26 protein-coding genes and 2 pseudogenes are annotated in these 25046 nt (G+C 61.9%); 13 read left to right on the forward strand and 15 right to left on the reverse strand.

Annotated features, from left to right (window positions below):
- Positions 1 to 185 precede the first annotated feature (185 nt).
- Positions 186 to 1145, forward strand: coding sequence for a nucleoside-specific channel-forming protein Tsx (locus tag PDR5_RS18895; protein ID WP_064597955.1), 960 nt, complete (start codon positions 186 to 188; stop codon positions 1143 to 1145).
- 47 nt (positions 1146 to 1192) lie between these two features.
- On the opposite strand, the gene PDR5_RS18900 is transcribed toward PDR5_RS18895, so the two are convergent.
- The 3 genes from PDR5_RS18900 to PDR5_RS18905 all read right to left on the reverse strand — a co-directional run bounded on the left by PDR5_RS18900 (position 1193) and on the right by PDR5_RS18905 (position 3232).
- Positions 1193 to 2149, reverse strand: coding sequence for a quinone oxidoreductase family protein (locus PDR5_RS18900; RefSeq protein ID WP_064597957.1), 957 nt, complete (start codon positions 2147 to 2149; stop codon positions 1193 to 1195).
- 31 nt (positions 2150 to 2180) lie between these two features.
- Positions 2181 to 2354, reverse strand: a complete 174-nt coding sequence (locus tag PDR5_RS29405; protein WP_080770641.1) for a DUF1427 family protein — start codon at positions 2352 to 2354, stop codon at positions 2181 to 2183.
- An 89-nt stretch (positions 2355 to 2443) separates the two neighbouring features.
- Positions 2444 to 3232, reverse strand: coding sequence for an AraC family transcriptional regulator (locus PDR5_RS18905; protein WP_064597959.1), 789 nt, complete (start codon positions 3230 to 3232; stop codon positions 2444 to 2446).
- Positions 3233 to 3369: 137 nt separating this feature from the next.
- Between PDR5_RS18905 and PDR5_RS18910 the strand changes: the two genes are divergently transcribed.
- Both PDR5_RS18910 and PDR5_RS18915 read left to right on the forward strand, forming a co-directional pair.
- On the forward strand, positions 3370 to 3597 hold the full coding sequence (locus PDR5_RS18910; protein ID WP_064597962.1) for a DUF6555 family protein: 228 nt from the start codon (positions 3370 to 3372) through the stop codon (positions 3595 to 3597).
- 40 nt (positions 3598 to 3637) lie between these two features.
- On the forward strand, positions 3638 to 3910 hold the full coding sequence (locus PDR5_RS18915) for a hypothetical protein (RefSeq protein WP_064597964.1): 273 nt from the start codon (positions 3638 to 3640) through the stop codon (positions 3908 to 3910).
- Between the two features lie 24 nt (positions 3911 to 3934).
- On the opposite strand, the gene PDR5_RS29410 is transcribed toward PDR5_RS18915, so the two are convergent.
- From PDR5_RS29410 to PDR5_RS18925, 3 genes are all read right to left on the reverse strand, one after another.
- Positions 3935 to 4102 carry a metallothionein gene (locus tag PDR5_RS29410; RefSeq protein WP_074689145.1) on the reverse strand — a complete coding sequence of 56 codons (168 nt, stop codon included), beginning with the start codon at positions 4100 to 4102 and terminating at the stop codon, positions 3935 to 3937.
- 456 nt (positions 4103 to 4558) lie between these two features.
- The gene (locus PDR5_RS18920; RefSeq protein ID WP_039770319.1) at positions 4559 to 5014 is read right to left on the reverse strand and encodes a DMT family transporter; all 456 of its coding nucleotides are present in this window, start codon (positions 5012 to 5014) and stop codon (positions 4559 to 4561) included.
- Positions 5015 to 5018: 4 nt separating this feature from the next.
- The gene (locus tag PDR5_RS18925) at positions 5019 to 5507 is read right to left on the reverse strand and encodes a DMT family transporter (RefSeq protein ID WP_064597969.1); all 489 of its coding nucleotides are present in this window, start codon (positions 5505 to 5507) and stop codon (positions 5019 to 5021) included.
- Between the two features lie 111 nt (positions 5508 to 5618).
- Here PDR5_RS18925 and PDR5_RS18930 point away from each other — a divergent pair, with 111 nt between their 5' ends.
- Positions 5619 to 6554 carry a LysR family transcriptional regulator gene (locus tag PDR5_RS18930; protein WP_064597971.1) on the forward strand — a complete coding sequence of 312 codons (936 nt, stop codon included), beginning with the start codon at positions 5619 to 5621 and terminating at the stop codon, positions 6552 to 6554.
- Between the two features lie 125 nt (positions 6555 to 6679).
- On the opposite strand, the gene PDR5_RS30505 is transcribed toward PDR5_RS18930, so the two are convergent.
- The 3 genes and pseudogenes from PDR5_RS30505 to PDR5_RS18940 form a co-directional block, all read right to left on the reverse strand.
- Positions 6680 to 7501 (reverse strand): methyl-accepting chemotaxis protein, encoded by an 822-nt coding sequence (locus PDR5_RS30505; RefSeq protein ID WP_371807413.1) that lies wholly within the window; start codon positions 7499 to 7501, stop codon positions 6680 to 6682.
- 84 nt (positions 7502 to 7585) lie between these two features.
- Positions 7586 to 8362, reverse strand: a pseudogene (locus PDR5_RS30510) (cache domain-containing protein); the annotation flags it as partial.
- Between the two features lie 213 nt (positions 8363 to 8575).
- Positions 8576 to 9892: a Na+/H+ antiporter family protein gene (locus PDR5_RS18940; protein WP_039770253.1), complete on the reverse strand. Its 1317-nt coding sequence runs from the start codon at positions 9890 to 9892 to the stop codon at positions 8576 to 8578.
- Positions 9893 to 11349: 1457 nt separating this feature from the next.
- On the opposite strand from PDR5_RS18940, the pseudogene PDR5_RS30515 reads away from it, so the two are divergent.
- Positions 11350 to 11496 (forward strand): annotated as a pseudogene (locus PDR5_RS30515) (HAMP domain-containing protein); the annotation flags it as partial.
- Positions 11497 to 11598: 102 nt separating this feature from the next.
- The gene (locus PDR5_RS30520; RefSeq protein WP_371262551.1) at positions 11599 to 12354 is read left to right on the forward strand and encodes a methyl-accepting chemotaxis protein; all 756 of its coding nucleotides are present in this window, start codon (positions 11599 to 11601) and stop codon (positions 12352 to 12354) included.
- Positions 12355 to 12445: 91 nt separating this feature from the next.
- Here the strand turns inward: PDR5_RS30520 and PDR5_RS18950 are convergent, their stop codons facing one another.
- From PDR5_RS18950 to PDR5_RS18970, 5 genes are all read right to left on the reverse strand, one after another.
- Entirely contained in the window at positions 12446 to 13597 is a 1152-nt protein-coding gene (locus tag PDR5_RS18950; protein ID WP_064592843.1) for an integrase core domain-containing protein, read from the reverse strand.
- A gap of 249 nt (positions 13598 to 13846) precedes the next feature.
- A complete protein-coding gene (locus PDR5_RS18955) occupies positions 13847 to 15160 on the reverse strand; it encodes a sensor histidine kinase (RefSeq protein WP_064597977.1) in 1314 nt (437 codons plus the stop codon).
- Complete coding sequence (locus PDR5_RS18960; RefSeq protein WP_011335105.1) at positions 15157 to 15825, reverse strand: response regulator transcription factor; 669 nt, start codon at positions 15823 to 15825, stop codon at positions 15157 to 15159. Before PDR5_RS18960 ends, PDR5_RS18955 begins: the two co-directional genes overlap by 4 nt.
- Positions 15826 to 15828: 3 nt before the next feature.
- Positions 15829 to 16140 carry a PepSY domain-containing protein gene (locus PDR5_RS18965; RefSeq protein ID WP_064597979.1) on the reverse strand — a complete coding sequence of 104 codons (312 nt, stop codon included), beginning with the start codon at positions 16138 to 16140 and terminating at the stop codon, positions 15829 to 15831.
- The gene (locus PDR5_RS18970; protein WP_039770261.1) at positions 16140 to 16448 is read right to left on the reverse strand and encodes a PepSY domain-containing protein; all 309 of its coding nucleotides are present in this window, start codon (positions 16446 to 16448) and stop codon (positions 16140 to 16142) included. The genes PDR5_RS18965 and PDR5_RS18970 overlap by 1 nt, the downstream gene beginning before the upstream one ends.
- Positions 16449 to 16594: 146 nt before the next feature.
- Between PDR5_RS18970 and PDR5_RS18975 the strand changes: the two genes are divergently transcribed.
- The 6 genes from PDR5_RS18975 (at position 16595) to PDR5_RS19000 (ending at position 22479) form a co-directional block, all read left to right on the forward strand.
- A complete protein-coding gene (locus PDR5_RS18975) occupies positions 16595 to 17674 on the forward strand; it encodes a patatin-like phospholipase family protein (protein ID WP_064597981.1) in 1080 nt (359 codons plus the stop codon).
- Positions 17675 to 17760: 86 nt separating this feature from the next.
- Positions 17761 to 18117 carry a 6-carboxytetrahydropterin synthase QueD gene (gene queD, locus PDR5_RS18980; protein WP_007955941.1) on the forward strand — a complete coding sequence of 119 codons (357 nt, stop codon included), beginning with the start codon at positions 17761 to 17763 and terminating at the stop codon, positions 18115 to 18117.
- Between the two features lie 85 nt (positions 18118 to 18202).
- Positions 18203 to 19015 carry an alpha/beta fold hydrolase gene (locus PDR5_RS18985; protein WP_064597983.1) on the forward strand — a complete coding sequence of 271 codons (813 nt, stop codon included), beginning with the start codon at positions 18203 to 18205 and terminating at the stop codon, positions 19013 to 19015.
- A gap of 172 nt (positions 19016 to 19187) precedes the next feature.
- On the forward strand, positions 19188 to 20459 hold the full coding sequence (gene codB, locus PDR5_RS18990) for a cytosine permease (protein WP_064597984.1): 1272 nt from the start codon (positions 19188 to 19190) through the stop codon (positions 20457 to 20459).
- A 13-nt stretch (positions 20460 to 20472) separates the two neighbouring features.
- A complete protein-coding gene (gene codA / locus PDR5_RS18995; protein ID WP_064597987.1) occupies positions 20473 to 21708 on the forward strand; it encodes a cytosine deaminase in 1236 nt (411 codons plus the stop codon).
- Between the two features lie 114 nt (positions 21709 to 21822).
- A complete protein-coding gene (locus PDR5_RS19000; RefSeq protein WP_064597992.1) occupies positions 21823 to 22479 on the forward strand; it encodes a carboxymuconolactone decarboxylase family protein in 657 nt (218 codons plus the stop codon).
- Between the two features lie 148 nt (positions 22480 to 22627).
- On the opposite strand, the gene PDR5_RS19005 is transcribed toward PDR5_RS19000, so the two are convergent.
- On the reverse strand, positions 22628 to 23620 hold the full coding sequence (locus PDR5_RS19005; RefSeq protein ID WP_064597994.1) for a diaminopimelate epimerase: 993 nt from the start codon (positions 23618 to 23620) through the stop codon (positions 22628 to 22630).
- Positions 23621 to 23816: 196 nt separating this feature from the next.
- On the opposite strand from PDR5_RS19005, the gene PDR5_RS19010 reads away from it, so the two are divergent.
- Positions 23817 to 24968 carry an MFS transporter gene (locus tag PDR5_RS19010; protein WP_064597996.1) on the forward strand — a complete coding sequence of 384 codons (1152 nt, stop codon included), beginning with the start codon at positions 23817 to 23819 and terminating at the stop codon, positions 24966 to 24968.
- Positions 24969 to 25046: the final 78 nt, after the last annotated feature.

Consider the following 25046-nt stretch of genomic DNA (forward strand, 5'->3'; position numbering starts at 1 on the left):
TTTGAGGCGCTTTTGAGGGGAGTTGACCGAGTCGCCAGGTAATCCCACCAATCAATCGAATTTTCAGCCACTTGAGAAACTGGTACGGCTTATGCAAACGTTTGCGAGTCGCTGTTGACCGCCTTTTCGTTACAAAACCGTACAGGCCCATGATTCCGGGTCTTGATCCGCAAAAAGGACTTTGAATGCACGCTTCTTCCTGCAACCGCCTTCGCGGTGCGCGCACTTTTGCTGTTTCCCTGCTACTGGCCGGCGTTACCGGAGTTCTCAGCCACACCGCACTGGCGCAACCGGTCTTGCCCGATGAATCCGCCCAGGGTGAAGCCCTCAGCCCTGAAGCCAGTCCGCCAAAAAAAGGCGCATACCTGTCGGATTGGTACAACCAGGATCTGATGCTGATCGGCAGCAAGGACATCAGCTTTGGCCCGCAACCGGCCGACGACATCTACCTGGAATATGAATACTTCGGGCGCAAGGGCCCGTTCGAGCTGTATGGCTACATCGACATTCCGAAGATCTTCAATATCGGCAACAGCCACGACAAAGGCGTGTGGGACCATGGCTCGCCGGTGTTCATGGAGCACGAACCGCGCATCTCCATCGACTACCTGGCCGGGCGCAGCCTGGCCATCGGGCCGTTCAAGGAATGGTACGTGGCGTTCGACTGGATCTACGATCACGGCAGCCGCAAAGAGAACCGCGCCAACACGCTGTACAGCGGCTTGGGCACCGACATCGACACCCATTCAAGGGTCAATCTGTCGGCCAACCTGTACGGGCGCTACCAGTGGGAAAACTACGGCGCCAGCAACGAATATTCGTGGGACGGCTACCGCGCGCAGCTCAAGTACATCGTGCCGATCAACACATTCAGCAACGGCGCCTCGCTGACCTACATCGGCTTCACCAACTTCGATTTTGGCTCGGACCTGCACAAGGACAACCCGGCGCGCACCGCCAATGCCACCGTGGCGACCAACGTCTTGCTGTACTCGTTCACCCACCTGCGCTTCACCCTGGTCGGCCGTTATTTCCACAACGGCGGCAACTGGGAGGACGGCAGCGAGCTGAACTTCGGCGACGGTAATTTCCGTGCGCGTTCCAATGGCTGGGGGTATTACGCGGGGGTCGGGTATCAGTTCTAAAGCACAAGGGCTCGCAGCCATTGGCTGCGAGCCCTTGTCGTTTTGCATCAGGGGATGAGGATGACCTTGTCACCGCTGCCCTGATTCACATCGGCATACCGCGCCAGCCCTTCGGCCAGCGGCGCTTCGACAAGCCCTTGCGGCAGTGGCAGCAGGTCTTCGTCGAAGAACCGGCCGAACTGTTCCAGCATCGCCGCGCAGGCTTCAACGCCATACAGCAACGAGTTGATGCCGACCACCGAACCGCCCTTGCGATACAGCGCCAGCGCCGGCAACTGCACATGCCCATCGACTGGCGCGGCGATGATCGCGATCCGGCCGAAGGTCGCCAATGCCGCCACCGAGGCCGGCAGCCAGAAACCGGTGGTGTCGAAGATCACGTCGGCGCCGCCGCGATACACCGCGTTGACCTGCGCACCCAGATCCTCGGGTTTATCCAGCTGGATCGTCTGAAAACCCTGCGCCTGCAAATCCTTGACCTGCTCCGGCCGCCGCGCCGCCGCCAGCAACTGCGCACCGCGCACTTTGGCCAGCGCCAGCGCCGCCGTCGCCACCGCCCCGCCGCCGATCACCAGCAAACGGGTTTCGGCACTGACCAGGCTGCGCTCCAACGCATCCCACGCCGTGGTGTAAGGCACGCCGAGGCTGGCGGCCTGGGTGAAACTCAAATGCGAAGGCTTGTGCGCCACGCCATTGGCCGGCAGTTTGACGAACTGTGCGTGGGAGCCGTCGGCGAAGAAGCCCAGCTCACGCCCGGTGCCCCAGACCTCCTGGCCGATCAACGCCTGCGGTCCTTCGACCACCACACCGGCAAAATCCCGACCGGGAATACGCGGCAGCGTGGTGTACGGGAAACGCCCGAGCACGTTCTTCACGTCGCTGGGATTGAGACCAGCAGCCTTGATCTGCACCAGCACCTCGTCAGCGCCCGGCACCGGCGTCGGCACCTCGACGAAGCGCAGGGACGACAGGTCGCCGGTTTTATCGAATTGCAGTGCTTTCATGGAAATCTCCACCGAAGGGAAAGGACAGAATTCAGGACAGCCAGCCACTGACCAGTTGCCGACCCATTGGCCACAACTGCTCGCCCGCCAGCATGCCCAGCAGGCCCACCAGCGCGATGGTCGGCGGCGCCGGAGAACGGACATCCAGCGCGCCATAAAGCAGGCCGACACCCAGACCGACGGCCAGTGAAATGAGGTAATTCATGGGATCACTCCGCCACACAAAGGGAATGGGCAAAGTCTAGGGAAAGGCGGCGACCGGCATCGGCCAAGGACTTCTGAATTTCTGCCAAATCAGTCGGCGAGCGGCCCGCCATCGAATTGCGAAGGGGCGACACCCAGCTCCCGGCGGAACATGTCGCTGAAACTGCTCGGCGAATAACCCAGCTCACGGGCAATCGCGCTGACCGGCACGCCCTGGATCAACTCCGCCACCGCCGTCGCCAACTGCACCTGCCGCCGCCACTCGGCAAAGCCCATGCCCAGCCCTTCCTTGAACAAACGCGCCAGGGTGCGCACGCTGGCCCCGGCGTTTTCGGCATGTTGTTCAAAAGGAATGTCCAGCGACGGCGCGGCCATCACCGCCTGACACAGACTCATCAACCGCCGGTCGGCATCGTCCGGCAGCGGGATCTTCAGCTGTGAACGCCTTGCACGTTTCAGCTCCAACAGCGCCAGTCCGACCAGCGCCTCGTAATACTCGGCATCACCGTTGTCGCCCTGCGCCACCAGCCCGACGATCAACTCACGCAGCAGACCGCCGACCTCGATCACCTGCACCGTCTGATCCAGCGTCGCCGCCAGCGCCGGGCGCAAGTAGATATTGCGCATCTGCAAATCCGACACCACCCGAATCCCATGCGGCACCCCCGGCGGCAACCACACCGCCCGCTGCGGCGGCACCACCAGCGCCTCGTGGGGCGTCTCGACCCACATTACGCCGCTCATCGCGTACAGCAACTGCCCCCAGACATGCTCGTGCGGCTCGATAAACAACCCACGCGGATACGTACGCGCCAGCGGTTGCACCGGCACATCGGTATCACTCAGATCAGGGGGCGCAGCGAGGGCCATGGCGAACATTCATCGGGGTTGGCGAAAGCGCCATGGTAACCAGTCCGACCGGGACCTCGCCATTGATAGATACCGTCGGACAATCCGAGTGAATTTTCCCGCAGCCCAGCGATCCTTCTATTACCACAGGGAGGAAGATGGGCTTTATGAACAACGCAAAACTGTACGTCATCGATTACACCCTTCACGGCACGCCAAAGTCGTTCATTATCCGCTCGGACAAAATGGACAACACCGAGGCGTGGCACTGGGCAAGCTGCGACGCAGGGGTCGGCCGCATCCCGCGTTTCGGCCGGGAGAAAGTGCAAAAGACCAGCAAGCCGATGGCAGAAAAATTCGGCGTGGAAAACGTTACATGGCGACCGGCCAGCTAAGCTTGCGCGCAGGCGGGGACACTTTCGGGGGGGAACACACATGACAACCATCAACAGCCCGGCGCACCTGGACTACGGCCTGGACACCCTGTTCGGTCGCATCACCAAAAGCGTCGACTGCCCGGTTGGCCTGGAACCCGTCGAAAACGACCCCTACCGCTTCGCCCTGCGCGTCCCGGCCCCCTTGCCGGAAGACCTTGAACAGGCCAAGACCATCGTCGTCAACGTCGAAGGCCGCCGCCTGCACGGCAACGTCCGCCATACCGAACGCCTGGACGACGACAGCCTGAAACTGGAAGTGGAGCCTGATTAGGCTCCACCTTTTCAATACCCGAGATTACTTGGGATGCGCACACTGACACCCCTTGCCCGAACACTCCTCACCACTCTTGTGATGATGCGCACAAGCCTCACAGCAATAATGCTTCCCGTGCGCCACATAAGAATGCTCACCCTCCTTGATCGTGCAACGACATCCCGGACAATCGCATTTTCTATCTGCCATGAAACAGACTCCTCTGGTGGTGGTTGTCTGAGGCCGAAAGAACAGCCGTGCTACCAGTGTAGAACGTGAAAACCACCTAACCTCCCAACCCACACCACTCACCAGTCACAACGATGAGCGTTAGCTCGAGTACCGCTTTTGACGTGCCGGCCCCATCGGCAGGCTGAGTGGAGGGATTTATCCGGGGGTGGGAGCGCAGCGACCGTGCGGCGCAGCCGCATGCATCGAGAGGAGGTGCAGCGAAGCAAACCGTAGGCGATGCCCCCGGATGAATCCCGGAACGAAGGAACCCCGAGCCCCAGCGAGGGGCCGAACGCCGGGGCCCAGACCTTTGGTTACTTTGGGGCGTTTGCCAAAGTGACTCGCTGTAAGAGCGAAACCGCCAGCGGCCGCACCCGAAGAAACGGATATGTACTCAATAATCCGAGAACCTGGTCGGCCCAAAGGCCGCCAAGTTCAAACAGCCTGCCGCACGCTACTGCGATACATGAACACCAGCGCCAGCCCCAAACAAACCATCGCCAAAACCCGACTCGAAGACAACTCAATAGCGGGATTCCCCAACCAGCCAAAATTGTCGATCAACATCCCCATCCCAAGCTGCCCGACAATCACCGCCACCGTCGCCACAGCCGCACCAACGCGCGGCACTGCACCAACCATGACCATCATATAAACCACCCCAAACAGCGCCCCACTAAGCTGCCACTTCGGCACCTCCAGCAAACTCACCGCCTGAGCAGGCTCAAAAAACAAAATCAACAACCCCGTAGAAACAGCGCCGACGACAAACGTCAACAAACTGCTGCGCAACACACCAACGGTTTCACCAAGACGCCCATTGATCGCCGCCTGCACACTCAACACCGCACCGGCCAACACTACGACCGCCAACAAAATAACCAGACTCATCGCATCAACCCCGCGCAATCAAAATCAGTGCCGCCACAATCAACACCAAGGCCAGCCAACGTTCGGCATTGACCTTCTTGCGCGTAGCCCCAAACCACCCGAAATGGTCAATCAACACACTCTTGCCAACCTGCCCCGACAGAATCGCAATCATCGTCATCGCAATCCCGATATGCGGCGTGGCCAGCGTCAGCACCACCACATACATCGGCCCCAGAAACCCGCCGATCAACTGCCAGCGCGGCAGATCCGTCAGCGCCGGCCCCTTCTGCGGCCCCGCAAACAACAACAGCAAAAACAGAATCGCCGACCCAACCCCGAAAATGCTCAAGGTCGCCCACAAATGCCCGACCTGCTCACCCAACGGCCCGAGCAACCCCGCCTCCACCGACAACCCCATGCCGGCCAGGATCACCAGCGGCAACAGCAACAACCGCAAACCGGGCCGGGCGACCGGGGCCGGCGCGGCACTCACTTCATCTAACGACTGCATCTGAAAAACCTCTGAAGGAAACGATGGCGCGGATTATCGGCTGGCGCAGCTGTGCGATAAATGGGAGCATCCGGACAACACTTTTGCGCAATTCGCACAGCAGGACAGACGATGCATGGGCTCAACGAACTGGGATTCAAGGCGCTAAGGCTATTTGTAGCCGTGCTCGACCACGGCAGTTTTTCCGAAGTCGCCCGCCGCGAGGGCGTGGCGCCCTCGTCGATTTCCCGGCAGATCCAGTTGATGGAACAGGCGCTGAACCAGCAACTGCTCTACCGCCACACCCGTGCGGTCACGCCGACCGAAGCCGGGCGCATGCTCGGCCACCACGCGCGGCTGGTGCTGGTGCAACTGGAAGAAGCCGAACAGGCCTTGCAGGAACAGCAAAGCGAACCGACCGGTCTGGTGCGGATCAACGCCCCGGTGGTGTTTGGTCAGCGCCATCTGGCGCCATGGCTGGGTCGTTTGTGCGAGCGTTATCCGAAGCTGCAACTGGATATCCAGCAGACCGACCACTACATCGATCCGTTGCAGGAAGGCGCCGACCTGCTGTTTCGCATCGGCCCGTTGCACGACTCAAGCATGCAGGCGCGAATCCTCGCGCCGCACCGCTTTCAGGTCGCGGCCAGTCCCGCGTATCTCAAGCGCTTCGGCACGCCAAAGCATCCCGAAGACCTCGCCCGCCACCAGTGCCTGGCCTACAAGGGCGCGACGGGCCTGCAGCGCTGGTTCTTCCGGCAGGATCAGGGCGAGTGGACGCCGTATGCAGTCAAGGGCCCGATCACCGGCAACCACGCGGACACGTTGACCCAGGCCGCTGTGCAAGGCCTGGGGCTGGTGATGTTTCCGTCATGGCTGATCGGCGAGGCGGTGCGTGCGGGCACGCTGGTGCCGGTGCTGGAGGATTATCAGGTGTCGAACAGTGTCGAGCCGCAGCAGATTTCGGTGCTGTGGCCGGGGAGCCGGCGGTTGTCGGTGAAGGTGCGGACGGTGATTGATTTCTTTGTTGAGTGTTTTGGGGAGGTGCCGTATTGGGACAGAGCATGAGCCTTACACAAAACCCAATGTGGGAGCGGGCTTGCTCGCGAAGGCGTCGTGTCAGTCAGCCATTCTGTATCTGACACAGCGCATTCGCGAGCAAGCCCGCTCCCACAACATTTTTGCAGCAACCTTTAAATACGGAACTGGCCCACCAGTTTGCCCAGTCGCTGGCCAAGTTCGGCCAGACTCCGCGAAGTCTGCGCCCCCAACTGTGTCTCGTCCGCCACGTTATCCACCGCCACCGCAATCTGATGCACGCTGCGGTTGATCTCTTCGGCCACCGCCGTCTGCTCCTCGGCAGCACTGGCGATCTGCGCGTTCATCGAATTGATCGTCGCAATCAGATCCGCCATCGCATCCAGCGACGCCCCCGCCTGATTGGCCTGAGCCGAAGTACCGTCACCCGCCTCGCTGGAACGACGCATCGCTTCAACCGCCGACTGCGTCCCCGCCTGCAAGCGGTCGATCATGCCCTGAATTTCCTGAGTGCTGATCTGCGTGCGCGACGCCAGCGCCCGCACCTCGTCCGCCACCACCGCAAACCCGCGCCCGGCTTCACCGGCCCGCGCCGCTTCAATCGCAGCGTTGAGTGCCAGCAGGTTGGTCTGTTCGGCGATCGAGCGGATGACCCCGAGCACGCCGACAATCGACGACACGTCCTGCTGCAGGCTGTCGAGGGACACGCCGCTGCTGCGGATGTCGTCCACCAGCGCATGAATCTGCTTGATGCTGCCAGCCACCACGCGCTTGGCGGTCTGGCCTTCTTCGTCGGTCTGCTGCGCGGCGACGGCGGCGTTCTGCGCGCTCTTGGCGACTTCCTGGGCAGCGGCGGACATTTCGTTGATCGCCGTGGCGACCTGATCGGTTTCATGGCGCTGACGCTCCATGGCCTGATCGGAGCGCTGGGCCTGATCCGACACTTGCGTCACCAGCCCGGTCAGTTGCGAGGTCATCTCGGTGATCTGCCGCACCAGGCCGTGGATCTTGTCGACGAAACGGTTGAACGAGCCCGCCAGTTCACCGAGTTCGTCCTGGCTGGTGATGGTCAGGCGCCGGGTCAGGTCGCCCTCGCCCGCCGCGATGTCATCGAGGTTGGCTTTCATCAGGGTCAGCGGTCGCAGAATGGTGTTGGCCAGCAGCATCCCCGCTGCCGCAATTACCAGCAACACCACCACCGCCACGCCGACGATGCTCAGCACCACGCCCTGCATGCGCTCCTGCACCTTGGCCTCGACCACCGCCACTTGTGCTTCGATGCCATCGAGGTTGACCGACGTCCCCACCGCCATGTCCCACTTCGCCAGGTATTCGGTGTAACCGAGTTTCGGCACCAGCACTTGCGCGTTGCCCGGCAGCGGCGAGCTGTATTGCAGGTAATGGGTGCCGTCCTTCGCGACTTTCACCAGGTCGCGGTTGACGTAGACGCCGTTCGGGTCGCGGTTGTCCTTGAAGCTTTTGCCCACGCCTTCGGGGTCGTTGGCCTTGAACAGGCGCACGGTCTCGGAGTCGTAGCCGAAGAAGTAGCCATCCTTGCCGTACTTGATGCTCGACAGCAGTTTGATCGCTTGCGCCCGCGCCTCGGCGTCGCCGGGAGCGGCAGCGTCGTACAACGGTTTGATGGTGGTCATGGCCACGGCGACGTAGCTGGCCAGCGTGGCTTTGGCATCGCCGAGCAGGCGTTCGCGGGTCTGCTGGACTTCATTGCGCGCCTGTTCCTGAAGGATGAACAGCGTGGTCAGGCTGATCACCAGCGCAAAGAGTAGCACCGGAAGGACGGCAAGGGACAGGACTTTAGCCTTGAGACTCAGGCGCATGGGGGCTCACTCTTTTGATTTTATTGGCGTGGTTAAAGGCTTTAACGGCACGCGGAACCAAAAGTTGAGCTTAGACCTGAGTTCGACATCCCGATGCAGATCGTTCCCACGCTCCGCGTGGGAATGCCTCTTGTGACGCTCTGCGTCACGCTTTGGGACGCGGAGCATCCCGGGCTGCATTCCCACGCAAAGCGTGGGAACGATCACGGGGGGTTACAGGACCATCGCAGCCACCCAGCCAAACGCCAGCAGCGGCAGGTTGTAATGCAGGAAAGTCGGGACGACGGTGTCCCAGATGTGGTGGTGCTGGCCGTCGATGTTCAGCCCGGAGGTCGGGCCGAGGGTCGAGTCCGATGCGGGCGAACCGGCATCGCCCAAGGCACCGGCCGTGCCGACGATGCAGACAATCGCCATCGGGCTGAAGCCCAGTTGCACGCACAGCGGCACGAAAATCGCCGCCAGGATCGGCACCGTGGAAAACGAAGAGCCGATGCCCATGGTTACCAGCAGCCCGACCAGCAGCATCAGCAAGGCACCGATGCCTTTGCTGTGGTTGATCCACGACGCCGACGACTCGACCAGCGTCTGCACCTCGCCGGTGGCCTTCATCACTTCGGCGAATCCGGAGGCGGCGATCATGATGAAGCCGATCATCGCCATCATCTTCATGCCTTCGGTGAACAGGTCATCCGTCTCGCGCCATTTGACGATGCCCGACGCCGAAAAGATCAGGAAACCGGCCAGCGCCCCGATAATCATCGAATCCAGCAGCAACTGAATAATGAAGGCCGCCGCAATCGCGACACCGGCGATCAACAGGCTGCGCGGGTTGTACTGCACTGCCACCTGCTCGACCTGCTCGATTTTTCCCAGGTCGTAGACGCGTTTCTTGCGGTAACTGATAAAGGCGATACCCAGCCCTGCCAGCATGCCCAGCGCCGGAATTCCCATGGCATGGGTGACGTTGATCCCGCTGATGTCAACGCCACTGCGGGCAACGTTGGCCAGCAGGATTTCATTAAGGAAAATGTTGCCGAAGCCCACCGGCAGGAACATGTACGGCGTAATCAGGCCGAAAGTCATGACGCAGGCGATCAGCCGGCGGTCCAGTTGCAGCTTGGTCAGTACATAGAGAAGCGGCGGCACCAGCAGCGGAATGAACGCAATGTGGATCGGCAGGATGTTCTGCGAAGCGATCGCCACCACCCACAGCAGGCCGATCAGCAGCCATTTGACGCTGCCGCCACCGGTCGCATGCTGACGGTCGACCATCGCCAGAGCCTTGTCGGCCAGCGCATGGGCCAGTCCGGACTTGGCAATCGCCACGGCGAAAGCGCCGAGCAACGCGTAGGACAACGCCACCGTCGCCCCGCCGCCCAGGCCACTGTTGAAAGCCTTGAGCGTGGCGTCGATACCCAGACCACCGGTCAGGCCACCGACCAGCGCACCGACGATCAACGCGATCACCACATGCACCCGGGACAGGCTGAGGATCAGCATGACGCCGACCGCAGCAATCACTGCATTCATTTCACTACCTCAAAAACACGACGGCAAAGCCATTCACCGCCAGACAGGATGAGTCCGGCCGACAAGCCACGAGGGTCGCCAGCGGATTTGCATAGAGGGTCTTATTAGAAGGGCGCGCACTGTGCCGCAGCGCGGGCGCAGTGTCAAAGCGACTGGTCGCAACACTGTGTAACTTTCCATGATCAAACCGCTGAACAAGGCATATCCGCCACAACATGCGTCAATTCGCCCTATTGCATTTACGCCATAAAGAAAGCCGAAACGCGGCCGTTACAGTGCAAAGTCTCAGATATTTATCGAATAAGGACGTTTCCATGTCACTCAGACAACTTTCCATCCAATGGAAAATCACCCTGCTCGCCGGGCTCTGCCTGGCCGGTATCGTGACCCTGTTGGTAGGTCTTTCGCTGTATCGCATGGAGCACAGTTCCGAACTGGTCAAAGCTTCGAGCATGGAAATGCTCACCGAGTCGGCCCAGGCCCGCATCGAATCCCAGGGCGAAGTCCAGGCAGCGGGCATTCGCCAGCAGTTCATGGATGCCTATCAATATGGCCACGGTTTCTCGCGTCAGGTGCTGTTCCTGCGTGAGCAGGCCGAGAAGCGCTTCCTTGATGCCTTCGACCTGCGTGAGGACATGACCCGTCAGGTGAAATCGGCCTTGCAGGCCAATCCGGATCTGCTCGGCCTGTCGCTGGTGTTCGAAGCCAACGCGCTGGATGGCAAAGACGAACTATTCGCCGGGCAAAGTGAATTAGGCAGCAACGACAAGGGCCGTTTCGCCCTGTACTGGTCGCAGCCGACTCCGGGCAAGGTGACCTCGATGGCCCTGCCGGAAAGCGACATGGCCGACACCAGCACCGGCCCCAGCGGTCAGGCCGCAAACGCCTGGTTCACCTGCCCGCGCACCACGCTCAAGCCATGCGTGATCGAACCCTATTTCTATGTGATCGACGGGCAAAAGGTGCTGATGACCAGCATCGTGTTCCCGCTGATGGTCAACGGCAAAGTCATCGCCTCGCTGTCGGTGGACATCAACCTCAACAGCCTGCAAGCGATCAGCCAGAGCGCCAGCAAAAAGCTCTACGACGGCCAGACCGCCGTGAGCATCATCAGCCCCGCCGGCCTGCTCGCCGGTTACAGCCCGGACGCCAATAAACTCAGCCAGCGCCTGGATGCCGTGGACACCACCAGCGGCGCCGAACTGCTGCGTCTGCTCGCCTCGAGCAACGCCGTCAGCAGCCTGCACAGCAACGCGCAACTGAAAGTGCTGTCGCCGTTCCAGCCGATTCCCGGTGGCCCGTCCTGGGGCGTGCTGCTCGATGTGCCGGAAATGGTTCTGGTAAGCCGCGCCGAAGCGCTCAAGCAACAACTGGATGCCAGCAACACTTCGGGCACCCTGATCGAACTGAGCCTGGGCGTGCTCGCGGCGCTGATCGGCCTTTTGCTGGTGTGGCTGATGGCGCGCAGCGTGACCAAACCGATCCTCGGCGTGGCCCACATGCTGGAAGACATCGCCAGCGGCGAAGGCGACCTGACCCGCCGCCTGGCCTATGACAAGAAAGACGAACTCGGTCAACTCGCTGGCTGGTTCAACCGTTTCCTCGACAAGCTGCAACCGATCATCGCCGAGGTGAAACGCTCGGTGCAGGACGCGCGTAACACCGCCGACCAGTCTTCGGCCATCGCCACTCAAACCAGCGCCGGCATGGAGCAGCAATACCGTCAGGTCGATCAGGTCGCCACCGCGTCCCACGAAATGAGCGCCACCGCCCAGGACGTGGCCCGCAGCGCGGCACAAGCCGCCGAAGCCGCCAAGGACGCCGACCGCGCCACCCGTCAGGGCCTGACCGTGATCGACCGCACCACCGCCAGCATCGACACCCTCGCCGCCGACATGAGTGCAGCGATGGTGCAGGTCGAAGGCCTGGCCGCCAACAGCGAGAAGATCGGTACCGTGCTGGAAACCATCCGCGCCATCGCCGAACAGACCAACCTGCTGGCCCTCAACGCCGCCATCGAAGCCGCCCGCGCCGGTGAAGCCGGGCGCGGTTTTGCGGTGGTCGCCGACGAAGTGCGCAACCTCGCCCGCCGCACCCAGGAATCGGTGGAAGAAACCCGCCAGGTCATCGAGCAATTGCAGACCGGAACCCAGGACGTGGTCGGTTCGATGGGCAACAGCCATCGCCAGGCCCAGGGCAGCGTCGAACAGGTCGGCCAGGCCGTGACGGCGCTGCGCCAGATCGGCGATGCGGTGACGGTGATCAGCGACATGAACCTGCAGATCGCCAGCGCCGCCGAGGAACAGAGCGCGGTGGCTGAAGAGATCAACAACAACGTGGCGACGATTCGTGATGTGACGGAGTCGCTGTCGGGGCAGGCGAATGAATCGGCGCGGGTGAGTCAGTCGCTCAATAGCCTGGCGAATCAGCAGCAGAGTCTGATGGATCAGTTTCGCGTCTGATGCGGGATTGCTGAAGATCAAGAGCTTACCCCCTCACTGTAGAGACCGGTACATCCTTTACACATTAGACCGGGGACATCGTTTACACCTTTTACAGGCTTGATACGCGGTTGGCACCGCGCTCAAGCCTGCCTAAACAGAAGTTGCAAAGGTACAGCTCCCACACGTCATCAGCCACTTCCTTCAGCGCGATGTCCTCGCCGATCAGCGCCTCGCCCAAAAACATTCGTTGCCCCTTCCACTTGAACTCGCCGTTCGAGCGAACCTTGCGTACCTCAACCTCAGGGCCATATTCGACCGCGGGCAAGTAGCCCGGATACGGGCGCAACGAAGGTCTGTAGACGGAAGCCGGCGGTTTCATGCCCAGTGCGGTGTGTGGTCGATCATGGTTGAAGTCCTGAACGAACTCTTCAAAGGCCAGCTGTTGGCGTACGAGATTTTCCGCCGGTGTTCGCAGTACCGCTGCTTTGAGGGTGCGGTGCATCCGTTCGTGTCGACCGTTCTGGTCAGGACGCCCTGGTGTGATTGTCTCGATATGGATGCCATGCCTGATGAACCAGACGGACAGCTTCGACAGCCGCGACAAACCGGTCGATGCGAAAGGCGCCCCGTTATCTGTGCGGATTACGTCCGGCAATCCAAACTCCCGGAAAGCCCATTCGAATCCCTGTCGCGTCGGCTCGCTGTGCGTGCCGGGCAGCGCCCGGCAGAGCAGCAGATAGCGACTCATCTGATCGGTAATGGTCAGCGGATAGCACCAATTGCCGTCCTGCATCCTGAACTGCCCTTTGAAGTCGGCACACCAGGTCTGGTTGGGTTCATCGGCCGGGCGTAAATGCGTCGGAGCACGCGGGCGCAAAGGATAAGGGCGCCGCGCAATGACCAAGCCAGCCTTCTTCAACCACTCACCAGCAGTGCTCGCGGCCGGCCATGGGATCTGTGGATCGGACTTTCGCAGGCGATCAATGATCTGTTTGGGGCCTCGATCGGGATGCTCGTTTTTCCTGGCCAGCAATGTGGCGATGATTTCATCCGGGGTTTGATGAGGGCAGTTCAAAGGCTTGCGGGATTGCTCTTTCAAGCCATCCACACCGAGCGCTGCATACCGATCCAGCCATTTATCGACGGTTGGCCGGCTGACCCCATAACGCCGGCTCAATTGGCTCTTGGTGTAGCTGCCACTGAGCCAGTCACTGACTAATTTCACTCGTTGATCCATCGGGGACTCTTGATTCCAGGGCATGGTCAGCACCTCCTGACCATGATTGATACCTGTAAACCATGTCCCCGGTCTCAAACGTAAAGGATGTACCCGGTCTTTACCCACCCCAGCCCTCTCCCCCAGGGGGGCGAGGGGGAAAGGGAGCCGATCTCCAAGGTGTTCAAAACCTGAGTTCGACTGAAGACTTTCAGGTCGGTGTAGCTCGGAAAAACAACTCGGTCAGTTCCCTCTCCCCTTGGGAGAGGGCTAGGGTGAGGGGGCTCTTGAAGCTCACCGCCGAGGCAACTGAATCTCCACCTTCAACCCGCCCCACTCGCTTTCGCCCAGCACCAGCACCCCGCCCCAGGTGTCGACGATGTCGCGCACAATCCCCAGCCCCAAGCCATGCCCGTCGGTCTGCTCATCCAGCCGCGTCCCCCGGCTGAATACCTGAGCCCGCTGCGCCTCGGGAATTCCCGGCCCGTCGTCTTCCACACTCAGCACAAAACCATCAGCCGTTTCGACCACGCTCAGCCGTACCTCGGCATCCGCCCATTTGCAGGCGTTGTCCAGCAGGTTACCGAGCAGTTCCAGCAGGTCCTCACGATCCCACGGCAATTGCAGGCCCGGCGGGGCCACGTAACTCAGTTCCAGATGCTCGCCATGGATCATGTTCAACGTCGACAGCAACCCCGGCAGCTCGGCGTCGCAATCGAACAGCGCTCCCGGCAACGCATCGCCAGAGAGCCGCGCACGGTTGAGCTCGCGGTTCAGTCGTTGCTGAACCTGCTCCAGTTGTTCCTTGAGGATCTTGCGCAGCTCCGGGTGTGCGTCGAGCCTTTCACTCGACGCCAGACTCAACAGCACCGCCAACGGGGTTTTCAGCGCATGCCCGAGATTGCCCAGGGCATTGCGCGAACGCTTGAGGCTGTCTTCGGTGTGCGCCAGCAAATGGTTGATCTGCGCCACCAGCGGTTCCAGTTCCGCCGGCACTTGTTCATCGAGTTGCGAACGCTGGCCCTGCTGCAACTGGGCGATCTGCTCGCGGGCCTTTTCCAGCGGCCGCAACGCGCGGCGCACGGTCAGACGTTGCAACAACAGAATCAGCAGCAACCCGGCCAAACCGAGGCCGAGGCCGATCTGGCGCATGCGCTGGAAACTCTCGCGCACCGGCGTGTAATCCTGAGCCACGCTGATGGAAATCGACTGACCGAGCCGTCGATAGTCCGAGCGCAGTACCAGCAATTGCTGGCCGTCCGGCCCCAGTTGCAGGTTGCTGTGCAGGCCGGAGCGTTTGAGCAACGGCAGATCCTGATCCCACAACGAGCGGGAGCGCCAATGGCTGTCGGCGAAGTCGATGCGGAAGTAATGCCCGGAAAACGGTCGCTGGTAGGCCGGCGACAAGTGCCGCTCATCCAGCTGCAAGCCTTGCGGGCCGCGAACCAGCGCCACCAGCAGGCTCTCGCTGTCGTTGCGCAATCCGGCTTCGAGATAGCGCTGCAATCCCACTTCGAACAGCCACAGGCTGGTTTGCGCCAGCAGCACACCGACGACCACCAGCACGCTGATCAACCCCAGGCTCAAGCGGCGCTGGATCGATCTCACGAAGCCTGTCCGCCGAACAGATAACCCTGACCGCGACGGGTTTCGATCACGCTCTTGCCGAGCTTGCGTCGCAGGTGATTGACGTGAACTTCCAGCACGTTGGAATCGCGCTCGGTCTCACCGTCGTAGAGGTGCTCGGCGAGGTGGCTTTTGGAGAGGATCTGTTCCGGGTGAAGCATGAAGTAGCGCAGCAGACGGAATTCGGCGGCGGTCAGCTGAATGTCGGCACCGTCGCGCACGACACACTGGCGGCCCTCGTCCAGGTGCAGTCCTGCGGCCTTGAGCGTCGGCTGGTTGGCCTGGCCCTTGGAGCGGCGCAGCAGCGACTGGATGCGCAAATACAGTTCTTCCGGGTGGAAGGGTTTGGTCAGGTAATCGTCGGCACCGGCCTTGAGGCCTTCGATACGCTCGGCCCAGGAATCGCGGGCGGTGAGGATCAGCACCGGAATCGTCAGACCGCCGGCACGCCACTGCGCCAGCACCTCAAGCCCCGGCACGCCGGGCAGACCGAGGTCGAGGACGATCAGGTCATAGGGCTCGCTGCTGCCCTGATAGACCGCATCGCGCCCGTCCGCCAGCCAGTCTACCGCGTAGCCCTGACGTTGCAGGCCTGCCAGCAGTTCGTCGGCCAGCGGTACGTGGTCTTCCACCAGAAGCAAGCGCATCGGTCAATCTTCCTTGTCTTTCACGAGTTCGCCGGTATCGGCCTTCAAGTGCAGCTCGCGGGCCACACCCTCGACGGTCAGCAACTCGACTTCATAAATGTAGACGTCGTGTTTTTCTTCCAGCTCGACTTCCAGCAGTTTCGCGCCGGGATAACGGTCCATCGCCTGGTGTAATACCTGCTCCAGCGGCAGGATCACACCCTGCTTGCGCAGATTGAGGGCTTCGTCGGGACCCAGGTCGCGGGCCATGGCCGTCGAGCAAAACATCACCAGCGCCAATGCCGTACGGCGGGTGGCGCGAACATTCACCTTCATTACGTATCCTGATGATCCTTGAGCACTTGCCCGCTCACCGCGTCCAGTTCCAGGTCCCATTCCAGCCCCTGCGGATCACGCAGCTCGATCTGGTAGATGTACTTGCCGTACTGTTCTTCCAGCTCGGTGTCGGTGATCGTCGAACCCGGGTGTTTGGCCAGCGCGGTGGCGTTGAGCTTCTCGAAGGAGACGATAGTACCAGCGTCGCGCAGGCGCAGGGCTTCATCCGGGCCGAGATCGCGGGCGTGAACGGTGCTGGCGGTGAGGCCGATGATCGAGGCGATGGTCAGGGCAGTCAGGGTTTTCATGGTGTCTCCGTATTTTTATGTGTCGCTACGGGCCGCACCTTAACGGTGCGAACTTAACTGAAACTGAATTGCCATCATTGGGCCTGTTCCTGCAGCCACGGCAACATGTGCTTATAATCTTTCGCTTGCTAACGATCGAGACCGGTATGACCGCCATTCACATCAAGTTCCCTGCCCTCACCCTCAAGGCCGGCCCCAGGGCCATGGCGCGTATTCGTGCCCAAGGCCTGAACGCCGCCGACGTCGGCACCCTGCCCGGCGCTGCCGGTGGGCCCAAGGCATTGGGGATTCAGGGGCTGGATCTGGCGTTGTTCGGCGAGTGGCTGCCGGCGGCGCCGCGCGAGCGTTCGCTGATCGGTGCGTCGGTGGGTTCCTGGCGCTTCGCCAGTGCCTGCCTGCCGGACGCCGCCGAAGGCATCCGCCGCCTTGGTCATCTGTACACCGAGCAGAACTTCAACAAAGGCGTGACCATTGCCGAGGTCAGCCGCAGTTCGCAGCGCATGCTCGATGACCTGCTCGACGGCCGCGATGCCAGCCTTCTGACCAACGCCCATTACCGCTTGAACATAATGGTGGTCAAAAGCCACGGCGGGCTGGCGGACGATCATCGCGGCCGGCTCGGGCTGGCACTGGGTTCGGTGATCGCCGACAACCTGCGCGGCCGCGCGCGGCTGTCGCGGCACTTCGAACGGCTGATCATCCACGACCCGCGCCTGGCGCCGCCGGTGCATGCGCTGAATGACTTCCCGTCGCGCTTCGTCGCCCTCGATGCCGGCAACCTGCGCCAGGCGCTGCTGGCCTCGGGTTCGATCCCGATGGTCATGGAGGGCGTGCGTGACCTGCCGGGCGCCGGTGCCGGCACGTTCCGCGACGGCGGTCTGCTCGACTACCACCTCGACCTGCCCTACAGCGGCGACGGCATCGTGTTGTATCCGCACTTCACCGACCGAGTGATCCCGGGCTGGTTCGACAAGACTCTGCCGTGGCGCAAAGCTTCGGTGGAACGCTTGCAGGACGTGCTGTTGCTCGCGCCGTCGAAGGAATACCTGGCGCGTCTGCCCTACGGCAAACTCCCCGACCGTAACGACTTCAAGCGTTTCATGGGCGATGCGCCGAGCCGACAGAAATACTGGCGCGCGGCGATGGACGAGAGCCGCCGGATGGGTGACGAATTCCTTGAACTGATTGCCAATGGTCGCCTCGCCGAGCGCTTGCTGACCCTTTAGTCAGCACAGCCGGGAACAAGCTGATAAACTCGCCGCCTGCCCGAATTCGCTGCGGCGAACGCCATCTGAACAGAGCTGAAATCACTGTGGAAATCTTCAAGGAATTTACGTTCGAATCCGCCCACCGCCTGCCCCACGTACCGGACGGCCACAAGTGCGGACGCCTGCACGGCCACTCGTTCAAAGTGGCGATTCACCTGAGCGGCGACCTCGATCCGCACACTGGCTGGATCCGTGATTTCTCCGAGATCAAGGCGATTTTCAAGCCGCTGTACGAGCGTCTGGACCACAACTACCTGAACGACATTCCTGGCCTTGAGAACCCGACCAGCGAAGTGCTGGCCAAATTCATCTGGAATGAATTGAAGCCCCTGCTGCCGGAACTCAGTGCGATCCGCATCCACGAGACCTGCACCAGCGGTTGCATCTATCGCGGCGAGTAATTCCCGCGACACAAAAAAACCACCGAGACCGGTGGTTTTTTTACGCCTATGCTTTTTGGCTCGAACCCGCCAAGAGGACAGGCTCATGACGGACTGGCTGCTGGATCAGGTCTTTGATTTCAACGGGCAACAGATTCGCCACGGGGTGCGCGGCGACGGCCCGCCGCTGGTATTCGTGCACGGCACGCCCTTCTCTTCCTATGTGTGGCACCGCATCGCGCCACACTTTTTCGCCACCCATCGGGTGCATTACTTCGACCTGCTGGGCTACGGGCAGTCCGAGCAACCGGACGCCGATGTCTCCCTCGGCGTGCAGAACGAATTGCTCGCGCAGTTGCTCGATCACTGGAATCTGCAACGCCCGGACGTGGTCGCCCACGACTTCGGCGGCGCCACCGCCCTGCGCGCGCATCTGCTCAACGGCAAGGATTACCGCAGCCTGACCCTGATCGACCCGGTGGCGCTGACGCCCTGGGGTTCGCCGTTCGTGCAGCACGTGCGCCAGCATGAAGCGGCGTTCAGCGGCCTGCCGGATTACATCCAGCGCGCCATCGTGCCGGCCTATATTCGCGGGGCGATTCACCGGGAGATTCCCGATGACGAACTGGCGCCCTACGTGCAGCCGTGGCTGGGCGATCCGGGGCAAGCGGCGTTCTACCGGCAGATCGCGCAGATGGATCAGCGCTACACGCTGGAGGCACAGCCGCTGTACCCGACGATCCGTTGCCCGGTGCAGATTCTCTGGGGGGAAGAGGATCAGTGGATTCCCATCGAACGCGGGCGTGAGTTGCACAAGATGATTCCAGGATCGCAGTTTCATCCGATTCCGAATGCCGGGCATCTGGTGCAGGAAGATGCGCCTGAAGCCATCGTCGCCGCGCTGCTGCGGTTTCTCTGATGCAATCCCGTGACACTGTGGGAACAACTGCTCCCACATGGTTCGGTGCGGCGCCCGATGCACTGCTTTCGCGCCGATCATCCGTGCCTCGTCTATAAATACCCGCAACATCGCGTTTGGCACGACCGCTGCAACCTCTTCGCGTCCTCCCCTTCCAGCAAGGAACGCCCCCATGACGCAAAACGATCCCGGCAACGATTACCCCCTCAGCGAAGTGCCGATGCACGCGCGCAAAGGCCTGGCCTCCACGGCGATGGTGCTGCTGGGGTTCACCTTCTTCACGGCGACCATGTTTGCCGGCGGCAAGCTCGGCGTGGCGTTCAACTTCGGCGAAATGCTCGCCGTCATCGTCATCGGCAATCTGCTTCTCGGTGTGTATGCCGCAGGCCTCGGCTACATCGCCTTCAAGAGCGGGCTGAATTCGGTGCTGATGGGGCGCTTCTGTTTTGGCGAAGTCGGCAGCAAACTCAGCGATCTGATCCTCGGGTTTACCCAGATCGGCTGGTACGCCTGGGGCACCGCGACGGCGGCGGTGGTACTTGGCAAGTATTTCGACCTGAATGAAGCCACGGTACTGGGGCTGATGGTGCTGTTCGGCCTGGTGTTCTGCGCCACGGCGTATGTCGGCTATCGAGGGCTGGAGATTCTGTCGTACATCGCGGTGCCGGCGATGATGTTGCTGCTGATGCTGTCGATGTGGGTCGCCACCGTGAAAGTCGGCGGCCTCGACGGACTGCTCAGCGTCGTGCCCAGTGGTTCGCTGGACTGGTCGACCGCCATCACGCTGGTGTTCGGCACCTTCGTCAGCGGCGCGACCCAGGCCACCAACTGGACGCGTTTTTCGCGCTCGGCGCGCATTGCGGTGCTGGCCAGCCTGATCGGCTTTTTCATCGGCAATGGCCTGATGGTGCTGATCGGCGCCTACGGCGCAATCGTCTACCAACAACCCGACGTGGTCGAAGTGCTGCTGTTGCAAGGCTTCGCCATGGCGGCGATGGCCATGCTGTTGCTGAACATCTGGAGTACCCAGGACAACACCATCTACAACTTCGCCGTCGCCGGCTGCAACCTGCTGCGCACCGGGCGCCGCAAGACCGTGACCCTGGCCGGTGCCGTGATCGGCACGGCGCTCGCGCTGCTGGGCATGTACGACATGCTGGTGCCTTATCTGATCCTGCTGGGCACGGTGATCCCGCCGATTGGCGGGGTGATCATGGCGGACTTTTTCTTCCGCTGGCGCGGGCGTTATCCGCGTCTGGCCGACGCACGGTTACCGGCGTTCAACTGGCCGGGGCTGGCGGCTTACGCGGCCGGAACCGTCGCCGCGTTCGGCTCGCCGTGGGTCGCGCCGCTGGTCGGCATCGCCGTTGCCGCGTTAACGTATATCGCAGTGACCGGCCTGCTCGGCGCCCGCAACGCGGCCGCCCCTCTACAAGATCTATAAAAGGATTCGCCCGATGCACATCATCAACGCCCGACTGCGCAACCAGGAAGGTCTGCACGAATTGCACCTGGAAGATGGCCTGATCCGCAGCATCGCTCGCCAGACCGAAGCGCCGACTCTGGGCCCCGACGACCTCGACGCCGGCGGCAATCTGGTGGTGCCGCCCTTCGTCGAGCCGCACATCCACCTCGACGCCACCCTGACCGCCGGCGAGCCGCGCTGGAACATGAGCGGCACGCTGTTCGAAGGCATCGAGTGCTGGGGCGAGCGCAAAGTCACCATCACCCAGGAAGACACCAAGACCCGGGCCAAGAAAACCATACAAACCCTCGCCGCCCACGGCATCCAGCACGTGCGTACCCACGTCGACGTCACCGACCCGCAACTCACCGCGCTCAAGGCGATGCTCGAAGTGCGCGAGGAAAGCCGTCACCTGATCGACCTGCAAATCGTCGCGTTCCCCCAGGAAGGCATTGAGTCGTTTCGTAATGGTCGCGAGCTGATGGAAGAAGCAATCCGCATGGGCGCGGACGTGGCCGGCGGGATTCCGCATTTCGAATACACCCGCGATCAGGGTGTCAGTTCGGTGAAGTTCCTGATGGACCTGGCCGAGCGCACCGGCTGCCTGGTGGACGTGCACTGCGACGAAACCGACGACCCGCATTCGCGCTTCCTCGAAGTGCTGGCCGAAGAGGCCCGCAGTCGCGACATGGGCGCCCTCGTGACCGCCAGCCACACCACCGCGATGGGCTCCTACGACAACGCCTACTGCGCCAAACTGTTCCGCCTGCTCGGGCATTCGGGGATCAGTTTTGTCTCCTGCCCGACCGAAAGCATTCACCTGCAAGGTCGCTTCGACAACTTCCCGAAACGCCGCGGCGTGACCCGCGTCAACGAACTGCTCGAAGCCGGGATGAACGTCTGCTTCGGCCAGGATTCGATCGTCGATCCGTGGTATCCGCTGGGCAACGGCAACATCCTGCGGGTCCTCGAAGCCGGCCTGCACATCTGCCACATGCTCGGTTATCGCAACCTGCAGAGCGCGCTGGATCTGGTCACCGACAACAGCGCCAAAGCCATGCACCTCGGTGAACGCTACGGCCTGGAACAGGGCCGCCCGGCGAACCTGCTGATCCTGTCGGCGGACAGCGATTACGAAGTGATCCGCAGCCAGGGCCTGCCGCTGTATTCGATCCGCGACGGCAAAGTGCTGATGAAGCGGCAGATGCCGGTGGTGGAATTCGTCTAAGGTGTAGAAGTCGGCGCTGCAACGGCGCCGACTTCTTCCGATGGACGCACTGTCATGCCGTAGTTCGCGCGCTGTTGCTCCGCTGCCATCCTCATTGATCCGTGAGGACGCGACATGAATCAAAAGACCACTTCCGATCCCATGGCCACGCTTTACCAGGAAGGCCGCCATACGTTTGTCGAACTCGTACCCGATGGAGGGGCCAGGCTCGACGCCTTGTTTCATACCGTTCCCGCATTGGGCCAACTGGCCGTCGGCGTGGTGTACGGGCATTTACACTCACGTCCCGGTCTTGATCCGCGATTACGCGAAGCGGTGTCGTTTGCCGCCATTGTCGCCTCGGGCATGGTCGGACCACCGCTGAGCGTGCACCTCAAAACCGGCCTGGCATCGGGCCTCGCACCGGGTGAATTGACTGAAATACTGCTGCAGGCTTCGGCCTTCGCCGGTTTCCCCCGAGCGGTCAGCGCTGCGGAGCAGCTCAATCATCTGTTTGCAGACGCGGACCTTGAATCACCACCGCCCCCTACCCCGAGAGAAGTCACTTCGAGATTTTGCTCTGACGTTCGCGAGGGCCATTCACCAATTCCGTTGAGTGCCGCCGTGAAACGCCAATTGCGGCACGCAGACCGTTTGGCGCTGCAAGCCTGCACAGCACAGGCTGTGATCGTCGAGTGTTTTCAAAGCCCCGAAACGCAGCCCAAAGCCCTGCTGTATGTGACGGTGGACGATGACACTGTTGCCGCCGTGAAACTGTTCAAGGGCCAATGAACGGTTTCATGGTTATGGATCGGGGCGGCTTTATCGCCAAACGATAGAGCCAACCTGTCAGATCTGACAGGCGACAAGCGCTGCGTGTCGGCTCACAGTAAGCCCCAAGGGATCCATCGTTCCCGGGGGGACGATCATGAAAGGGACTTCACCTTTTTGTCCGATGTGCGGTGCCAAACAGACGCACGCCGAGCAACTCGCCATCGAGTTCTTCCAGTAAAATCGGCGCCGTACCACCCGGCATTACCACCTGCACCTCTCCCGCCGACACCCAGCCTACCCGCCATGCCGCAGACGCCACCGCACTGGCGCTGGTGCCGGAGGACGCCGTCGGCCCCTCGCCCCGTTCGAACACCCGCGCCACAATGCGTTGATCACCGGCGCGCATCGCCCATTGCAAATTGACCCCGGCCGGGCACGGCTGGCCGGCGCCGGTGGGCATGGCGTAGGCGATGGCGGTCAGACTTTTCGCCAGCGGTGCTTCAAGCATCTGTGCGTTGCTCGGCAATGCGGCTTCATCCTGCACCAGGGTCACGCAATGCGGATTGCCGATGCGCACGAACTGGCTGTGCACCCAGGCGGGATCGAGTTGTGCCAGCGGTCGAACACCGCTGACTTCCACGCCATTGAAAGGGTGCGACTCAACCCCGAGCGCACCGACCGCCGCCGGGCCGAAACCGGGCTGGCCGAGGTCCAGCCAGAAGCCCTGAACGCTCGCCACTTGCGCTGGTTTCACCGACGTCGGCACTGGCGATTGCGCATCCGGTTTATCGTGATGCACCCGTAGCGTCGCACCCTCCTCCGGCATCACCCCCTGTTCGAGCAGCGCCTGGGAGAAGATCGTCAGGCCGTTGCCACTGCGTTCAGCCAGCGTGCCGTCGGTGTTGACGATCAGCACATCAAAGGGTGGCGAGGCTTGAAACGGGCCGATCAGCAAGCCATCGCTGCGATGGGACTTGCTGCCGACAGGTCGCTGACCGTCGGGCCAATCGCAGCACAGGGCGATCGCGGCGCGGCTCCACGCCAGTCGAGACAAGGCACACTGCGTGGCACTGGCGGGCAGATCGATACCCGAGTCCCGCAGCGCCTGCGGTGAAATCACCCCGTAGATATTGCCCCGTGCATCGTAGAACTGCGTCATGTACTGACCCTTGTTTTCGAGTTGCCAAAGACGTCACTGTAAAACGCAATTCCTTGTGGGAGCGAGCCTGCTCGCAATGCCGTAGTGTCAGTCGAACTTTCATTGTCTGATACACCGCCATCGCGAGCAGGCTCGCTCCCACAGAAGAGCTGTGCAAGGATGTCCACTGCTGAAACGTTTTTTGCCAAGGATCGTTATGACCAGCCTCACCCCACAAGACACGTTCGTTCCCGGACGCCTCGAACAGATGTCCACGCGCATCGCTTTCTTCATCGCCGGGCTCGGCATCGCCGCGTGGGCGCCGTTGGTGCCCTACGCCAAGGCGCGCGCCGGGCTCGATGAAGGCACGTTGGGTTTGTTGTTGCTGTGCCTGGGCGTCGGCTCGATTCTGGCGATGCCGCTGGCGGGGATTCTGGCCACGCGGTTTGGCTGCAAAAAAGTGGCAACCGGCGGCACGCTGCTGATCTGTGCAGCATTGCCGTTGCTGGCGACGGTGTCGTCGATTCCGGCGCTGATCGCCACGTTGTTCATGTTCGGCGCCGGGCTGGGCACGGTGGATTCGACGGTGAACCTGCAAGCGGTGATCGTCGAGCGGGCCAGCGGCAAGAACATGATGTCCGGGTTCCACGGCCTGTTCAGCCTCGGCGGGATTGTCGGCGCGGCGGGCGTGAGCGCCCTGCTCGGTCTCGGGCTGTCGCCACTGGCGGCGATGCTGGTGGTGGTTGTAGTGCTGATTGCGGCGCTGTTCAAGGCGGTGCCGCACATGCTGCCTTACGGCAGTGAAAGCTCGGGGCCTGCGTTCGCGGTGCCCCACGGGATCGTGCTGTTCATCGGCGGCATGTGCTTCATCGTATTCCTCACCGAAGGCGCGGCGCTGGACTGGAGCGCGGTGTTTCTGGCCCAGGAACGCGGGATCGACACCGCCTATGCGGGGCTGGGTTACGCAGCGTTCGCTCTGACCATGACGGCCGGTCGTTTGACCGGTGACCGGATCGTCCGCGCACTGGGCGCAACCCGGATCATTCTGTTTGGCGGTCTGCTGGCAGCGGCGGGATTGTTTCTGGCGACCTTTGCCCCGAGCTGGCAAGCCGCGCTGCTGGGTTATGCGTTGGTCGGCGCCGGGTGTTCGAACATCGTGCCGGTGCTGTACACGGCGGTGGGCAAGCAGACGGTGATGCCGGAAAGCATCGCCGTGCCGGCAATCACTACGCTGGGGTATGCGGGGATTCTGGCGGGGCCGGCGGTGATCGGCTTTGTCGCCCACGCCAGCAGCCTGAGTTTTGCCTTCGGGTTGATGGCGACGTTGCTGGTGGCGGTGGCGATTGGCGGCAAAGCGCTCAAAGTCTGAAAAACATCATCTGAACGCCCCCGAAGCGAACCCGCTCCCACAAGATACAAACGTTCCCTGTGGGAGCTGCGGTTCGAC

Origin of the sequence: Pseudomonas sp. DR 5-09 (assembly GCF_001655595.1) — a bacterium.
In the GTDB taxonomy this organism is placed as follows: domain Bacteria; phylum Pseudomonadota; class Gammaproteobacteria; order Pseudomonadales; family Pseudomonadaceae; genus Aquipseudomonas; species Aquipseudomonas pharyngis.

Bases quoted from the DNA above. Each gene is read 5' to 3' on its own strand.
- PDR5_RS18895 (WP_064597955.1), top strand. From the start codon at position 186: ATGCACGCTTCTTCCTGCAACCGCCTTCGCGGTGCGCGCACTTTTGCT.
- PDR5_RS18900 (WP_064597957.1), bottom strand. From the start codon at position 2,149: ATGAAAGCACTGCAATTCGATAAAACCGGCGACCTGTCGTCCCTGCGC.
- PDR5_RS29405 (WP_080770641.1), bottom strand. From the start codon at position 2,354: ATGAATTACCTCATTTCACTGGCCGTCGGTCTGGGTGTCGGCCTGCTT.
- PDR5_RS18905 (WP_064597959.1), bottom strand. From the start codon at position 3,232: ATGTTCGCCATGGCCCTCGCTGCGCCCCCTGATCTGAGTGATACCGAT.
- PDR5_RS18910 (WP_064597962.1), top strand. From the start codon at position 3,370: ATGAACAACGCAAAACTGTACGTCATCGATTACACCCTTCACGGCACG.
- PDR5_RS18915 (WP_064597964.1), top strand. From the start codon at position 3,638: ATGACAACCATCAACAGCCCGGCGCACCTGGACTACGGCCTGGACACC.
- PDR5_RS29410 (WP_074689145.1), bottom strand. From the start codon at position 4,102: ATGGCAGATAGAAAATGCGATTGTCCGGGATGTCGTTGCACGATCAAG.
- PDR5_RS18920 (WP_039770319.1), bottom strand. From the start codon at position 5,014: ATGAGTCTGGTTATTTTGTTGGCGGTCGTAGTGTTGGCCGGTGCGGTG.
- PDR5_RS18925 (WP_064597969.1), bottom strand. From the start codon at position 5,507: ATGCAGTCGTTAGATGAAGTGAGTGCCGCGCCGGCCCCGGTCGCCCGG.
- PDR5_RS18930 (WP_064597971.1), top strand. From the start codon at position 5,619: ATGCATGGGCTCAACGAACTGGGATTCAAGGCGCTAAGGCTATTTGTA.
- PDR5_RS30505 (WP_371807413.1), bottom strand. From the start codon at position 7,501: ATGACCTCGCAACTGACCGGGCTGGTGACGCAAGTGTCGGATCAGGCC.
- PDR5_RS18940 (WP_039770253.1), bottom strand. From the start codon at position 9,892: ATGAATGCAGTGATTGCTGCGGTCGGCGTCATGCTGATCCTCAGCCTG.
- PDR5_RS30520 (WP_371262551.1), top strand. From the start codon at position 11,599: ATGGAGCAGCAATACCGTCAGGTCGATCAGGTCGCCACCGCGTCCCAC.
- PDR5_RS18950 (WP_064592843.1), bottom strand. From the start codon at position 13,597: ATGCCCTGGAATCAAGAGTCCCCGATGGATCAACGAGTGAAATTAGTC.
- PDR5_RS18960 (WP_011335105.1), bottom strand. From the start codon at position 15,825: ATGCGCTTGCTTCTGGTGGAAGACCACGTACCGCTGGCCGACGAACTG.
- PDR5_RS18965 (WP_064597979.1), bottom strand. From the start codon at position 16,140: ATGAAGGTGAATGTTCGCGCCACCCGCCGTACGGCATTGGCGCTGGTG.
- PDR5_RS18970 (WP_039770261.1), bottom strand. From the start codon at position 16,448: ATGAAAACCCTGACTGCCCTGACCATCGCCTCGATCATCGGCCTCACC.
- PDR5_RS18975 (WP_064597981.1), top strand. From the start codon at position 16,595: ATGACCGCCATTCACATCAAGTTCCCTGCCCTCACCCTCAAGGCCGGC.
- PDR5_RS18985 (WP_064597983.1), top strand. From the start codon at position 18,203: ATGACGGACTGGCTGCTGGATCAGGTCTTTGATTTCAACGGGCAACAG.
- codB (WP_064597984.1), top strand. From the start codon at position 19,188: ATGACGCAAAACGATCCCGGCAACGATTACCCCCTCAGCGAAGTGCCG.
- codA (WP_064597987.1), top strand. From the start codon at position 20,473: ATGCACATCATCAACGCCCGACTGCGCAACCAGGAAGGTCTGCACGAA.
- PDR5_RS19000 (WP_064597992.1), top strand. From the start codon at position 21,823: ATGAATCAAAAGACCACTTCCGATCCCATGGCCACGCTTTACCAGGAA.
- PDR5_RS19005 (WP_064597994.1), bottom strand. From the start codon at position 23,620: ATGACGCAGTTCTACGATGCACGGGGCAATATCTACGGGGTGATTTCA.
- PDR5_RS19010 (WP_064597996.1), top strand. From the start codon at position 23,817: ATGACCAGCCTCACCCCACAAGACACGTTCGTTCCCGGACGCCTCGAA.